Raw genomic sequence first — 13207 nt, 5'->3', positions numbered from 1 at the left:
TCGTAATCTTGCTTCAGGCATCACAAAAATCTGAGAAAAATTTTGCGTCTCAGGTATAATTGCTGGCTAGTCGGGGCGTAGCGCAGCCTGGTAGCGTACGTGCATGGGGTGCACGGGGTCGGAGGTTCGAATCCTCTCGCCCCGACCAAGAAAATCAAGCGGAAAGGCCAGTCTTCGGACTGGCCTTTTTCGTTTGGCGTCCGCGGCCCGCCGCTGTCCGATCGGCCTCGGTCTGCTTGAGCAGGTTGCAGACCGCTTCCAGCACCTGCGCCGGCGCCAGTGGCACGGCGCGGCTTGGCACCTGCCACGGCATCCCGTGTGGGCTGCCTTGCGTCTGCAAATGGACGACCGGCGTGCCGACCGCCGCGGCGAGCTGCGTGCCCAAGCCGCGATGCCCGATCACCAGCGATGCCTGCGCCAGCAAGGCGCCCAGGCCGCCGACGTCGAGCTGGCCGGCCAGCGAGAGGATGCGGGCTTCCGGGGCGGTATCGATGCCGTCGATGCCATCGCTGCGGGCCGGATCGTGCGCGTCGCCAACCAGCACCAGCGGGCAGCCGATGCGCGCGTGCAGCGCGGCGACCAGGCTGCGCCAATCGTGCTGCCCATGACACCTGGCCTGGACCCCGGCGCCGGGGTACAAGACCAGCCAGCGTCCGGCCGGATCGATGCCGGCGGCATGCAGCCGCGCACGCACGGCCAGCGTGTCCTGGACGGTGGGGACGAATGCGAGGCGCTCGTCCGCGATCTCCGCGCCGAGGCGGCGCACCAGATCGAGCTGGCGCTGGACGTCGTGGCGCAGCAGCGCGCCCGGCCCGGGATCGGCGATCGGCTGCGTGAGAAGCTGGGCGGTATTTTCGCGGCAATAGGCTGCGCGCAAGGGAATTCCGGCCAGCTGGCACAGCAGCGCGGCGGGCAGGGCGCTCCGGTCATGACGGGTGAAGATGACGGCGCCGTCGAAGCGGCGCGCCGCCAGCGTGGCAATCCAGTCGAGGTGGGATGGCGCCGGTGCGCGCGCGCCGCCGGGCGTCCACGGCGCCTCATGGGCCAGCACGGCATCGACGTCGGGCAGATACGGGCCGAGCGCGGCGCCCGCGGGCGACGAGAGCAGGGTGATCCTGCGCTGCGGACATTGGGCGCGCAGCGCGCGCAGGGCCGGCGTCGACGCCAGGATGTCGGCGGGCTCCTCGAACCGCACGCAGAGCAGGTGGGCGGCTGCGTTCCAGTCAGTCGTCATGGTCATGGTGCGCGGCAATCAGGACGGCGGCGGCGTACAGGTCGGGCGCCATGCGGGTGGGGATGCGGCGCGGGCCGAGCCGCCATTGGGTTTCGTTGCCATTGTCGAGCAAGATGGTGCGGCAGCCGGCAAGGTTGCCGGCCTCGACGTCGTGCAGGATGTCGCCGATCATCCAGGAGGCGCGCAAGTCGATGCCGTGATCCAGCGCGGCCCTGAGCAGCAGGCCGGGCAGCGGCTTGCGGCAATGGCAGCTGATCGCATACGGCGCCAGCGTGCCTTGCGGATCGTGGGGGCAGTAGTAAAAGCCGTCGAGACTGAGGTTTTCGCGAAACAGCAGATCGCTCAGGCGGTCGTTCACCGCATGCATGGCGTCCACGGAAGAGCGGCCCAAGGCGATGCCGGTCTGGTGGCTGACGACGAAGAAACGGTAGTCGAGCCGGGCCAGCAGGCGCAGCGCCGGTCCGGCGCCGCTGCTGAGCCGGATGCGGCGCGGTTCGACATTGCACGGCAGCGCCTCGACCAGGGTGCTGTCCTTTTCGAGAAAAATCGCTTTCATGCCTGGACCACCATGTTGTCTCTGTGCGGGTAAGGAAGCCGGAGCCCGTGTCGGCCTCAGGTGAACCGGACGCGGTAGCGAACGGCGCCGAGCAGGCGCCAGAACACGGCCAGCGGCGGGATCAGGGCCGAGGTGAGGACGACGTCGGCGATGTGCGAGGCGCGGCCGACCGTGCCGCGCAGGCGTTGGCGGCACAGGCGCGCGGTAAGCGCCAGCCAGCCCAGTCCGGCTGCGAGGGCGAGGGCGTCGCGACCGGCGAGCAGGGCGCCGAGCGCCACCAGGAGCGCGGCCACGGCAAGGTAGTCGTCCCAGGGCGGGGCGGCGGCGATGCGTTCGCGGTACAGCCGCGGATGCTTTTTGTAGAGCAGGGCGTCGAACACGGCGCTGCGCGTGCGGCCCAGGCTCGCGCCCCAGCGCGCGGGGCCGACCGCCAGCACGACCAGCGCCTCGGGCGCGCGGGCGATGCGGGCCTTCAGGGCCAGCAGCCGGAAGTGGAGATCGGCGTCGCAGTGGCGGGCCTTGCCGAAGCGCTCGTCGAAGCCGTCGAGCTGCTCCAGGATGGTTTTGCGGCAGAAGCAGTTGGCTACGCGCAATGCGTTGCCCTTGACCGGGCGTCCCGGCGGCGAGGTGTCGAGCCGCCCGTAGAGCACGTCGGTCTCGGTTCCGAAGGCGGCCAGGCCCTGCGCCAGCCAGGATGGCGAGGGCACGGCGCCTTCGTCGGTGAAGGCGACGATCGCGGCCTTGGCGCTGCGCCAGCCAAGGTTGCGCGCGGCAGCCGGGCCATGCCGGTTGGCATTGGGCAGGTAGACCAGGCGCGGGCCGCGCTCGAGCGTGCGGGCGCGCCAGCCGGCCACCAGGTGCAGGGTGTTGTGGTTCGGCTCGTCGTCGACGACGATGATTTCGTAGCAGTTGCCGGGCAGGGTCTGGCGCGTCAGCGCGTCCAGGCAGCGCTCGAGCAACTCCCGGCGCCCGCGGGTCGGCACCACGACCGTGACCCCGATCGCGCTGGCTGCTGTTCTTGGCGTGATAGCTGGCATGCGTCCTCCAGTAGGTGGGTGGGCCTTGCTTGTCCATCGCTGGCGCGGCAGCACGGCATCGCGCAGGAACGCCCTGGCGGGGCGCGATGCTGCGGTTGGTTCGATCGGCGACCGAAGGTCGAGTTCCGGCGCGATCGCCCGGCCTGAATCTGGATCAAGGCTGACGCCGCTTCGCCGGCCCCGGGGCGCGATCGAAGGGCCATAAACATTGCTGACTATGTGTAGGAATGGTCCTACATCGTTTTCTCTTCGTTATCCGTTAAAAGGACGAAAAAATGCCCGCGCGAGGCGGGCAGGGAGATGCCGGCGGCGCATCCGCGCCGCCGTTTATTTCAGGCCTTTACACTACGGTGCTCATCCGCGCGAGAAGCCCGTGTCGTCGTCCATTTTCTGGTCGCCGGCCAGCTTGTTGGCGCCGGCCGGGCTTTTCGGATAGCCGCCCGCGGCATCGTTCGACTCGTGCACGCGGTCCGGGTCCTGCTGCATGCTGCCGCCCGGCTTCCAGCCTGGATTGTCGCCGCGCGGACCGGCATTGCCCGGGCTGCGCGGCAGGCCGCCGGTGGTGTCGTTCGACTGGTGCGTGCCGGCCTCTTCGGCGCCCGCCGCGTGTCCGCCGGCGCCGGTTTGCGAGCCGGCACGGTCGGTGCTGGTGTATGCGTCGCCGGCCGGATTGCTTTGCGAGCGGCCCGACGATTGTCCACCCGAGCCCGACTGCATCGACTGCCCGGCGCCATGCTGGTGGCCGAGCGATCCGCCCTGTAGTTCAGGATGGCGCGGATCCTGCGGATTCATGCGGGCGGACGACTGGGTATTGCCCGCCTGCTTGCCTTCATGGTGCAGGAGCGAGGTGCCGCTATCGTGGGGCCGGCGTCCTACCGGCAGCTCCAGTTCGCCATAGGCGCCCGAGCGCTGTTCCATCTGGCGCTGGTGGCTGTCGCTGAGGCCCTGCTGAGGGCCGCTGCCGCCGCTCTGCTGGGTTTGCATCGAGCCGCCCGGCAAGTCCCAGCGGCTGCTGTCTTCGGCAAACTGGCCCGGACCCATGCCGCTTTGCGGGGTCGTCATCTGGTCCACGCCCTGGCGGCCTTGCTGGAGCGATTCGCTGTTCGGGTAGGTATGGTCGAGCGGCGCGTCGGGCGCGGTCTTGCCCTTGGCATTCTTGTTCCACTTTTCGTTGCCGCCATTATTCGTCTGGTTGTTCATTTCGCTGCGTTGATTTGCGTCCATGTCGTTTCCTTTCAATGAGCGATTTCGCTGGCGGGATTGGATCGACAGGAACCTGTCGGCGCCGCCCAATCCTGCCATCATGCGCGCCCGCGCACAGCTTCAGTATAGGAAGACGCATCGATAGTGTGTAGGACAACAACTGATGGGAATAGTGATCAGCAGCAGCCTATTGCATTTCTGCATTTTCTGTCGCCTGTTGTCCTACAAAGTCAGCTGAAAATGTCCTATACCCTCATCCAATTCGCGTGCCTACTATGAAATTGGCCTGCGCTCATCGGCCTCGCTCGATGAGCAAGGGCCAAGCCTGCCGCAGGACGCGGCGGTTCAATAAGTGAACAGGGAGAACACGATCATGGCTTCGAGTAACCAGGGTAACAAGCAAGGCGGTAATCAATCCAACAGCCAGAGTGCGGGCGGCACCCGCAATCGCGGCTTCGCATCGATGGATCCGCAGCGTCAGCGCGAAATCGCCAGCCAGGGTGGCAAGGCAGCCCACCAGAAGGGTACCGCGCACGAATTCACTTCCGAGGAAGCACGCCGCGCCGGCAGCATGAGCCATGGCAACCGTCAATCGGCCAGCGCCGGTTCGGGCAGCAGCTCGCGCAGCTCGACCAAGGGCGGCAGCCGCGGTTCGAAAGAGTAAGGCCACCTGCCGCCTCCGGTGCGTTGCCGAGGGCGGGACAGGGCGGCGGGAAGGAGTATCCACGGGGAGCGCTGCTCCCCGTTTTCATGCCAAAACCGCACGCCATGGCGGCCGGATGGGGTAGAATCGCTGCGCCTTTTCAAACAACCCCTGAGGAACATCGTGGTGAAAGCAGCGGTCATTCGTCAAGTAAAGAGCATGTCCATGGCGTGCGATCGGGTCGGCAATTCGTTGCTCGGCAAGTTCGCCACGGAGGGCGCAAGCGATGTCTGCCTGCACATCCCGGCGTCCATGGTTTTCTGGCTGCTCGACCATATGCCGGTCAACCAGGACCCGGCCCTGCAGGCGCCCGCATTGCCACCGCCCCAGATCACGCAGCACGACTGGGACAATCCGGCCAACCCGCGCGCGCTCACGCTCAATTGCCGCGAGCTGCCGGGCAAGCTGCGCATGGCCTTCAACCTCGACCGTACGCCGAACCTGGTGCTCGTCCTCGACCGCAGCAACGTCGAACTGATGCGCCAGGTCATGGCGCTCTACAGCCGCGACCTGATCGACCTCGACGCGTGATGCGCGGCCCCCGGCTCCCCGCGCGTGCGGCGGGCCGGGTGCGCGGATCCGGTATCATCCTTGACTTCGTACACCGGCCAACCGAGGACCAGCCATGCCTATCAAAATCAGCCAGCATTTCGATTCAGGCGCCATTGAAGTGGTGCAAGCCGACAGCGCGAAACAGATCGACCTGAACCTGCGCCGCGACAGCCACGCGGACATTCACCAGTGGTTCCACTTCCGCCTGCAAGGCGCGCGTGGCCACGCCTGCACGATCCGTTTCCTCAACGCCGGCCAGGCAACCTATCCGAAGGGCTTCGAGAACTACCAGGTCGCCGCCAGCTACGACACCGAGAACTGGTTCCGAGTGCCGACCAGCTTCGACGGCCAGGTCATGACGGTCAAGCACACCCCTGAGCTCGACAGTATCTACTACGCCTATTTCGAACCCTACAGCTGGGAGCGCCATCTGCGCCTGCTGGGCGAAGTGGCGGAGAACCCGATCGCGCGCGTGATCGATATCGGCAGCACGGTCGAAGGCCGCGACATGAACCTGGTCCTGATCGGCAACCCGGCTGCCGAGAAAAAGATCTGGGTTATTGCACGCCAGCACCCGGGCGAGACCATGGCTGAATGGTTTGTCGAAGGCATGATGGATGCGCTGCTCGACGACGCCAATCCGGTCGCGGTCAAGCTGCTCAAGCGCGCCGTGTTCTACATCGTGCCGAACATGAATCCGGATGGCGCGGTACGCGGCAACTTGCGCACCAACGCGGCCGGCGCCAACCTGAACCGCGAGTGGATGACGCCCACGCTCGAGCGCAGCCCGGAAGTGCTGTGCGTGAAGAACAAGATTCACGAGACCGGCGTCGACATGTTTTTCGACATCCACGGCGACGAAGCGCTGCCTTACAACTTCGTGGCGGGCAACGAGATGCTGGCCGATTTCACGCCCGAGCGCGAAGCGCGCCAGAAGGCTTTCGTGGCCCAGTACATGGCTGCCAGCCCGGACTTCCAGAACGTGTATGGCTACCCTGCCAGCAAGTACAACGAGGAACTGCTGACCCTGGCCTCGAAGTATGTCGGCCACACCTTCAAATGCCTGTCGCTGACGCTCGAAATGCCGTTCAAGGATAACGCCGATCTGCCCAATAGCCATACCGGCTGGAACGGCGCGCGCAGCGCGGCCCTGGGCGCGGCGATCCTGCAGCCGATCCTGCAGTCGCTCGGCTGAGCCGGGAGCCGGGCGTGGGCGTCGAGATCGAGCGCAAGTTCCTGCTCCAGGGCGACGCCTGGCGCGCCCTGGGCGAAGCGACCCTGCTGCGCCAGGGCTACCTGAGCGCGGACCCGGCACGCGTGGTGCGCGTGCGCATCGAGGGCGAGCACGCCGCCCTGACGATCAAGGGCAAGAGCCAGGGCGCTACGCGTGGCGAATGGGAGTATCCGATCCCGGTCGGCGAAGCGGCCGAGCTGCTCGATACGCTGTGCCCGCCGCCCCTGATCGAGAAATATCGCCGCCGCATTACGGTCGGCGCGCATGTCTGGGAAGTCGACGAATTCCTGGGAGCCAATGCCGGGCTGGCCGTGGCCGAGATCGAACTGGCCAGCGAAGACGAAGCGTTCGAGAAGCCGGACTGGATCGGCGCGGAAGTCACGCACGACGCCCGCTATTTCAATTCCAACCTGGTCAGCCATCCTTACTCTTCCTGGAAAGATGCACCATGACTACCTTCACCCGGCGCTGGGCACGCGCTAGCGGCGCCGTCGCGCTAGTGGCGTATTGCGGCGCGCTGGCTGCGCCGCCGGCGCCCTATTTTCCTGCGCCCGGCGAATGGGCCCGCAAGGCGCCGGCCGCGCTGGGCATGGACCCGGCGGCGCTGGCCGCGGCCGTCGAATATGCGCAGGGCCACGAAACCGAACGGGCGCTGGATTTTTCCGACCAGGAAGCGACCTTCGGCACCCGTCTCGGTTCCTTGCCGACGCGCCGCGCCCGCACCAACGGGCTCGTCATCTACAAGGGTTATGTCGTGGCCGAGTTCGGCGATACGGCCTTCGTCGACCCGACCTATTCGGTGGCCAAGAGCATGCTGGCGACGGTGGCCGGGGTGGCGCTGCGCGAGGGCCGCATCGGCAAGCTCGACGAGCCGGTGGCCGGGCGCGTGCGCGACGGCGGCTACGCCTCGCCGCGCAATGCACAGGTCACGTGGAAGCAGCACTTGCAGCAGGAAAGCGAGTGGGAGGGCAGCCTGTGGGGCAAGAACGCCGACTTCATCGGCAAGGAAGCCTTCGGCGCCGGCGAGCGCATGCCGAGAACCCTGGGCGCGCCGGGCAGTCATTACGAATACAACGACGTACGCATCAACCGCTTCGCGCTATCCCTGCTGCGGGTGTTCGACAAGCCGGTACCGGATGTGTTCCAGGAGCAGGTGATGGACGTCATCGGCGCCTCGACCACCTGGAAGTGGGTGCCGTACACCAATAGCTATGTCGAACTCAAGGGCAGGCAAGTGCCGTCGGTCAGCGGCGGCACGCGCTGGGGCGGCGGCATGTGGATCAATTCCTGGGACATGGCCCGCTTCGGCTACCTGTGGCTGCGCGACGGTGCCTGGAACGGGCGCCAGGTCTTGCCGCCGGAGTATGTCGAACAAGCCTTGTGCCCGAGCGCGCACGGTCCGGACTACGGCTACCTCTGGTGGCTCAATACCAAAGGCAAGAACCTGCCGGGCATGCCGACCACCGCCTATGCCGCCCTGGGCGCGGGCAGCAATACGATCCTGGTATCGCCGCAGCACGACCTGGTGATCGTCTGGCGCTGGCATGGCGGCAACGCCGCCGAATTCGGCAAGCGCGTGATCGGCGCCATCCGCTGACGGCATCGGGCAAGATGCGGGATGCAAGATGAAAGACGGCGCCATCGGCGCCGGCTTTCATCGCTGCGAGGCTGTCCGGTCAGTGGAAGTGCTCGGTGCCGGCAGGGGTATCTTCCGGCATCTCCGCATGCACCAGTTCTCCGGTCGGATCGGCGAACAGGGGCGCGCCGCAATCGTCGCAGTACTCGGCGACGTACAACTCGTTGATGCGCTTGATGTGGGTGACGCCCGCTTCGTTGAGGTGGGCGATGATCTCGTTGATCGGACTCAAAGGCGCCGGCAGCAAGCCGCCCGCGCCCGGACCTTCCATCGGCGTGCCCTCGTCGTCTTCCTGGCCGTACAGCGGCCAGACAATGCCGTAGACCACTTCGGCGCTCTGGCGCAGGGTGAAGCCGACACGGTATTCGTCGGTCATGCCCTCGGCCGCTTCCTCGCCGAAACCGGCGATCACGGCACGCAAGTCCGAGGCTTCCACGTCCAGCGTGTTGGTCAGGTAGTGCACGGCGGCGCGGATCGAGACCGGGCGGATCGCCTTGTCGGCTTCGCGGCAAGCCACGTAATACGCTTCCGGCAGCAACAGTTCGACGCCGCAGCCCGGCATCAGGCGCGCGATGTTGGCGGTGGCCTGCTCGCGCCAGGCGGCCAGGGCATTGTTGCGCTCGGCCTCGAAATTGATCTGGTGCTGGATTTCCTGCCAGCGGAACAGCGGCGCGCCGACCGGGGCCACCACCGTCACCAGCAGGTAGCGGGTGTCGGCCAGGAAAGGCGCCGTTTCCGGCGTGCGCACGGACGGCTTGATGCTCGCGCCCTTGTGCGCGGCCTGGGCCAGCTTGTGGGTCAGCGCATAGGTTTCCGCATGGGTGCGCGGCAACTGGTCGATCGCGTACAGCGTCGGCGCCATCGCCAGCTGCGTGCCTTCGGCCAGCAAGTGGGCCGCGAAATGCGCCGACAGCGTCGTGAGCAGTTCGGTGGGAATCGTGCCCGAGCCGATCGAGAAACGGGTCCAGGCCAGGATCGGCGCCGCCACCAGCAGGGCTTGCCAGGTGACTTCGCCGCCATCGCTGCCCTGCTCGACCATCGTCGACGATTCGCTGACCGCCTCGACGCCATCCATCAGCACGTCGTAGGCCGCCAGGTCGTCCTTGAACAGGATATTGAGCGCGGCGTCGATGCTTTCCTGGTGATTGGTCTTGAGCAGTTTCTGCAGTTGCGCATCCAGCTGGCGCTCCCAGGTGCGCTCCTCGACGCGGCTGGCAGACTGCACGATGGCTTGAGCGATGCTGGAGAGACGCTGGCTTTCTGCGGAAAGTTTATTAGATGAATCTTTGGAAGGACGACGCATAGCGCTGAAGAGTCTCTTGTAAATAGGTGAGGATCAAAAGTCCGAGGGGTCATGATAAACCCTTATCCCCGGTATTGTAGTTGATTCGGCCACATGCCATGAACACAACGGAAAGGGAGGCGCTTGGTGCGCTGCCGTGCGCTGTCGTGCGCTGTGGTGCGCAGTGAAGCGCCGAATCCCTCGGCCGCTACGATGACGGGCATCCTGCTCACCGATGACGCGCCACGCCGGTCGCCGCTTCGGTGCGCCGGCCCCTGCACGCGAAGGGGGCTATGCCTGCGCGGGTGCTGACTCAGCGGCGCAGCACCATCGCCCGCGACACCAGGAAGCGCACCCCGTGGTGGATCGCCCAGCCCGCCGCCGCGAAGAGGCCCCCCGCGATCATCGGCAGCACGGCGCCGAAGGTCCAGGTCATGCCGATGACGAAGCCGAGCACGCTGGCGGCGCGGTAGACCGGATAGAACACGGCCAGCACGGCCAGGACCAGCAGCATGGTGTCGGTTGCGCCATGTTGTCCCGCCGTGAACAGCAGCGACAGGATGGCGCCGAACACCAGCGCGCCCGTGAAGGCCGCGAAGTCGCCATGGGCCGCGGTCGGCGCGGCGCGGCGGCGGCGTTCGATGCGGCCCAGGAGGATCCAGGCCAGCGCGGGCAGGGTCAGCAGGCCCCACCAGTTCGACAGCGCCGGCAGGGCCGGGTCGGCCAGCAGGTGGTGTGCCGGCACGCCGCCGTCGAGGTGCTGCCAGCCCAGCAGCAAGGCCATGACAGCCGTGATCGCAATCGTCGCTTTCGTACGCATATGGACACCCCGTTCTGGTTCGCTTGATCTCCATTTTCTCAGCTATTAATAAAATTTCAAGCAAAATCTCATCTATACGCTTGAGGCACGACATACCGCCGCATTCAAATGAAAAGGGCTGGAACCCGCGAAGGTTCCAGCCCCGTTTGCCTGCCGCGAGCCCGCCGCGAAGCGGGCCCGGGAAGATCATGCCGCCAGCAGCTGGCGCAGCACGAACGGCAGGATGCCGCCATGCTTGTAGTAGTCGACTTCGATCGGGGTGTCGATACGCAGCAGCACCTGGACTTCCTTGCGCTCGCCGTTTTCACGGTGGATGACGAGGGTCGCCAGCTGTTGCGGCTTGATCTCGCCTTCCAGGCCCTTCAGGTCGAAGGTTTCGCGGCCGGTGATGCCCAGCGTTTCGACGCTGTCGGTGCCGATGAACTGCAGCGGCAGCACGCCCATGCCGACCAGGTTCGAACGGTGGATGCGCTCGTACGAGCGCACGACCACGGCTTTCACGCCCAGCAGCTGGGTGCCCTTGGCCGCCCAGTCGCGCGACGAGCCGGTGCCGTATTCTTCGCCGCCGAAGATCATGGTCGGGGTACCTTCGGCCACGTACTTCATGGCCGCGTCATAGATCGACAGCTGTTCGCCGCTCGGCTGGTGGATCGTGATGCCGCCTTCGACCGCCGAACCGTCAGGCTTGGCCGGGATCATCTTGTTCTTGATGCGCACGTTGGCAAAGGTGCCGCGCATCATGATCTCGTGGTTGCCGCGGCGCGAACCGTAGGAATTGAAGTCGGCCTTGAGCACGCCATGGTCCTTCAGCCACTTGCCCGCTGGACCGTCTTCCTTGATCGAACCGGCCGGGGAAATGTGGTCGGTGGTGATCGAGTCGCCGAACACGCCCAGTGCGCGCGCGCCGGTGACGCCGGTGGCGGCCGCTTTCGGGGTCATCTCGAAGTCGGCGAAGAACGGCGGCTCGGCGATGTAGGTCGATTCAGGCCAGTTGTAGACCTGGCCTTCGGTCGTCGACACGCGCTCCCACAGTTCGCCCGGATTGCCCTTGACGTCCGCGTAGTTCTTCTTGAACACTTCCGAGTTCATCGCGAATTTCATCAGGGCGCCGATTTCCTGCGAGCTCGGCCAGATGTCGCCCAGGTAGACGTCGACACCGTTGGTGTCGCGGCCGACCGGTTCGGTCATCAGGTCCTTCGTCATGTTGCCGGCAATCGCGTAGGCGACGACCAGCGGCGGCGAGGCCAGGAAGTTCGAACGGATGTTCGGGTGGATGCGTGCTTCGAAGTTACGGTTGCCCGACAGGATGGCCGAGGCGACGATGTCGTTCTGGACGATCGCGGCGTTCAGTTCCGGGGTCAGGTCGCCGGCGTTGCCGATGCAGGTGGTGCAGCCGTAGGCGGTGACGCCGAATCCCAGCTTGTCCAGGTAAGGCAGCAGGCCGGCGGCGGTCAGGTACTCGGTGACCACGCGCGAGCCGGGGGCCAGCGACGACTTGATGTGCGGCGCGACGGTCAGGCCGCGCTCGACGGCTTTCTTGGCCAGCAGGCCGGCGGCCAGCAGCACGCTCGGGTTCGAGGTGTTGGTGCAGGAGGTGATCGCGGCGATCAGGATATCGCCGTTCTTCACGCGCACGCCGTTGCTGGTCTCGTAGACCTTGTGCAGGTCGCCGGGGGCCTTGTTGAAGCCGTTCTCGGTGGTCGGCTTGCTGAACAGCTCGGTGAAGTTGTTCTTCACGTTGCCCAGTTCGATACGGTCCTGCGGACGCTTCGGGCCGGCCAGCGACGGGGTGACGGTCGACAGGTCGAGGGTGACGATACGGGTATAGTCGATCTCGCCTTCCTGCGGGATGCCGAACATGCCCTGGGCCTTGTAGTAGTTCTCGAAGGCAACCAGTTCATCTTCGGTGCGGCCGGTGCCGCGGAAGTAGTCGACGGTGGCGTCGTCGACCGGGAAGAAGCCCATGGTCGCGCCGTATTCCGGCGCCATGTTGGCGATGGTCGCGCGGTCGGTGGTCGACAGCGAACGGGTGCCTTCGCCGAAGAACTCGACGAACTTGCCGACGACTTTTTCCTTGCGCAGCAGTTCGGTGACGGTCAGCACCAAGTCGGTCGCGGTGCAGCCTTCGCGCAGCCTGCCCTTGAGGTTGACGCCGATGACGTCGGGGGTCAGGAAATAGACCGGCTGGCCCAGCATGCCGGCTTCGGCTTCGATGCCGCCCACGCCCCAGCCGACGACGCCGACGCCGTTGATCATGGTGGTGTGCGAGTCGGTGCCGACCAGGGTGTCGGGATAGAAGGTGTCGCCCTGGCGCATGACGCCGCGTGCCAGGTATTCCAGGTTGACCTGGTGCACGATGCCGAAGCCCGGGGGCACGACGCCGAAGGTGTCGAAGGCTTGCATGCCCCATTTCATGAACTGGTAGCGCTCGTTATTGCGCTGGAATTCCAGCTTCATGTTCAGGTCGAGCGCGCCCGGCTCGCGGAAGTGGTCGATCGTGACCGAGTGGTCGACGACCAGGTCGACCGGCACCAGCGGCTCGATCTTCTTCGGATCGGCGCCGGTCTTGGCGGCGACGTTGCGCATCGCGGCCAGGTCGGCCAGCAGCGGCACGCCGGTGAAATCCTGCAACACGACGCGCGCGACGACGAAAGGAATCTCGTCGGTACGCTCGGCGGTTGCGTTCCACCCGGCAACCTGGCGGACGTGTTCTTCGGTGACCTTCTTGCCGTCGCAGTTACGCAGCACGGACTCGAGGACGATGCGGATCGACACCGGCAGGCGCGACAGGTTCACGCCCAGGCTTTCGCCCAGCGCCGGCAGCGAATAGAACTGGCCGGACCGGCCCGCGGCGAGCGGGAAGTCCTTCAGCGTGTTCAGGGTGTTGCGAGACATAAGCTCTCCTTCAGTGGGGTTTCTTGTTATTGCTTCAATTCGGTACGAATATCTT

The 13207-nt window shown here is 66.0% G+C and carries 12 protein-coding genes and 1 tRNA gene; 6 read left to right on the top strand and 7 right to left on the bottom strand.

What is annotated here, in order from left to right:
• The first annotated feature begins 71 nt into the window (after nucleotides 1-71).
• Nucleotides 72-148 (top strand) — tRNA-Pro (locus ACFPOU_RS21920).
• Nucleotides 149-154: 6 nt separating this feature from the next.
• On the opposite strand, the gene ACFPOU_RS21915 is transcribed toward ACFPOU_RS21920, so the two are convergent.
• From ACFPOU_RS21915 to ACFPOU_RS21900, 4 genes are all read right to left on the bottom strand, one after another.
• Nucleotides 155-1240 (bottom strand): glycosyltransferase family 9 protein, encoded by a 1086-nt coding sequence (locus ACFPOU_RS21915; RefSeq protein WP_379726552.1) that lies wholly within the window; start codon nucleotides 1238-1240, stop codon nucleotides 155-157.
• Nucleotides 1224-1790 (bottom strand): D-glycero-alpha-D-manno-heptose-1,7-bisphosphate 7-phosphatase, encoded by a 567-nt coding sequence (locus ACFPOU_RS21910; RefSeq protein ID WP_379726550.1) that lies wholly within the window; start codon nucleotides 1788-1790, stop codon nucleotides 1224-1226. Before ACFPOU_RS21910 ends, ACFPOU_RS21915 begins: the two co-directional genes overlap by 17 nt.
• A gap of 56 nt (nucleotides 1791-1846) precedes the next feature.
• The gene (locus ACFPOU_RS21905; protein ID WP_379726546.1) at nucleotides 1847-2827 is read right to left on the bottom strand and encodes a glycosyltransferase family 2 protein; all 981 of its coding nucleotides are present in this window, start codon (nucleotides 2825-2827) and stop codon (nucleotides 1847-1849) included.
• 354 nt (nucleotides 2828-3181) lie between these two features.
• Nucleotides 3182-4051, bottom strand: coding sequence for a hypothetical protein (locus ACFPOU_RS21900; protein ID WP_379726543.1), 870 nt, complete (start codon nucleotides 4049-4051; stop codon nucleotides 3182-3184).
• A 352-nt stretch (nucleotides 4052-4403) separates the two neighbouring features.
• Here ACFPOU_RS21900 and ACFPOU_RS21895 point away from each other — a divergent pair, with 352 nt between their 5' ends.
• The 5 genes from ACFPOU_RS21895 (at nucleotide 4404) to ACFPOU_RS21875 (ending at nucleotide 8116) form a co-directional block, all read left to right on the top strand.
• Entirely contained in the window at nucleotides 4404-4694 is a 291-nt protein-coding gene (locus tag ACFPOU_RS21895) for a KGG domain-containing protein (RefSeq protein ID WP_379726540.1), read from the top strand.
• Nucleotides 4695-4898: 204 nt separating this feature from the next.
• Nucleotides 4899-5264 carry a hypothetical protein gene (locus ACFPOU_RS21890; protein ID WP_379726537.1) on the top strand — a complete coding sequence of 122 codons (366 nt, stop codon included), beginning with the start codon at nucleotides 4899-4901 and terminating at the stop codon, nucleotides 5262-5264.
• Nucleotides 5265-5358: 94 nt separating this feature from the next.
• Entirely contained in the window at nucleotides 5359-6480 is a 1122-nt protein-coding gene (locus ACFPOU_RS21885; protein WP_379726534.1) for a M14 family metallopeptidase, read from the top strand.
• A 14-nt stretch (nucleotides 6481-6494) separates the two neighbouring features.
• Entirely contained in the window at nucleotides 6495-6971 is a 477-nt protein-coding gene (locus ACFPOU_RS21880) for a CYTH domain-containing protein (RefSeq protein WP_379726531.1), read from the top strand.
• Nucleotides 6968-8116 (top strand): serine hydrolase domain-containing protein, encoded by a 1149-nt coding sequence (locus ACFPOU_RS21875; RefSeq protein ID WP_379726528.1) that lies wholly within the window; start codon nucleotides 6968-6970, stop codon nucleotides 8114-8116. Before ACFPOU_RS21880 ends, ACFPOU_RS21875 begins: the two co-directional genes overlap by 4 nt.
• Before the next feature lie 79 nt (nucleotides 8117-8195).
• Here ACFPOU_RS21875 and ACFPOU_RS21870 read toward each other — a convergent pair whose 3' ends face one another.
• The 3 genes from ACFPOU_RS21870 to acnA form a co-directional block, all read right to left on the bottom strand.
• Nucleotides 8196-9458 (bottom strand): DUF2863 family protein, encoded by a 1263-nt coding sequence (locus ACFPOU_RS21870; RefSeq protein WP_379726525.1) that lies wholly within the window; start codon nucleotides 9456-9458, stop codon nucleotides 8196-8198.
• A gap of 292 nt (nucleotides 9459-9750) precedes the next feature.
• The gene (locus ACFPOU_RS21865; RefSeq protein ID WP_379726522.1) at nucleotides 9751-10257 is read right to left on the bottom strand and encodes a hypothetical protein; all 507 of its coding nucleotides are present in this window, start codon (nucleotides 10255-10257) and stop codon (nucleotides 9751-9753) included.
• A 186-nt stretch (nucleotides 10258-10443) separates the two neighbouring features.
• Nucleotides 10444-13152: an aconitate hydratase AcnA gene (gene acnA / locus ACFPOU_RS21860; protein ID WP_379726519.1), complete on the bottom strand. Its 2709-nt coding sequence runs from the start codon at nucleotides 13150-13152 to the stop codon at nucleotides 10444-10446.
• Nucleotides 13153-13207: the final 55 nt, after the last annotated feature.

It is taken from the genome of Massilia jejuensis, assembly GCF_042656795.1.
GTDB lineage: Bacteria > Pseudomonadota > Gammaproteobacteria > Burkholderiales > Burkholderiaceae_D > Telluria > Telluria jejuensis.
This window is presented reverse-complemented; position numbering and strand designations above follow the sequence as displayed.

What these genes read in the sequence shown, in the direction of transcription:
- ACFPOU_RS21915 (WP_379726552.1), bottom strand. Translation starts at nt 1,240, where the DNA reads ATGACCATGACGACTGACTGGAACGCAGCCGCCCACCTGCTCTGCGTG.
- ACFPOU_RS21910 (WP_379726550.1), bottom strand. Translation starts at nt 1,790, where the DNA reads ATGAAAGCGATTTTTCTCGAAAAGGACAGCACCCTGGTCGAGGCGCTG.
- ACFPOU_RS21905 (WP_379726546.1), bottom strand. Translation starts at nt 2,827, where the DNA reads ATGCCAGCTATCACGCCAAGAACAGCAGCCAGCGCGATCGGGGTCACG.
- ACFPOU_RS21900 (WP_379726543.1), bottom strand. Translation starts at nt 4,051, where the DNA reads ATGGACGCAAATCAACGCAGCGAAATGAACAACCAGACGAATAATGGC.
- ACFPOU_RS21895 (WP_379726540.1), top strand. Translation starts at nt 4,404, where the DNA reads ATGGCTTCGAGTAACCAGGGTAACAAGCAAGGCGGTAATCAATCCAAC.
- ACFPOU_RS21890 (WP_379726537.1), top strand. Translation starts at nt 4,899, where the DNA reads ATGGCGTGCGATCGGGTCGGCAATTCGTTGCTCGGCAAGTTCGCCACG.
- ACFPOU_RS21885 (WP_379726534.1), top strand. Translation starts at nt 5,359, where the DNA reads ATGCCTATCAAAATCAGCCAGCATTTCGATTCAGGCGCCATTGAAGTG.
- ACFPOU_RS21875 (WP_379726528.1), top strand. Translation starts at nt 6,968, where the DNA reads ATGACTACCTTCACCCGGCGCTGGGCACGCGCTAGCGGCGCCGTCGCG.
- ACFPOU_RS21870 (WP_379726525.1), bottom strand. Translation starts at nt 9,458, where the DNA reads ATGCGTCGTCCTTCCAAAGATTCATCTAATAAACTTTCCGCAGAAAGC.
- ACFPOU_RS21865 (WP_379726522.1), bottom strand. Translation starts at nt 10,257, where the DNA reads ATGCGTACGAAAGCGACGATTGCGATCACGGCTGTCATGGCCTTGCTG.
- acnA (WP_379726519.1), bottom strand. Translation starts at nt 13,152, where the DNA reads ATGTCTCGCAACACCCTGAACACGCTGAAGGACTTCCCGCTCGCCGCG.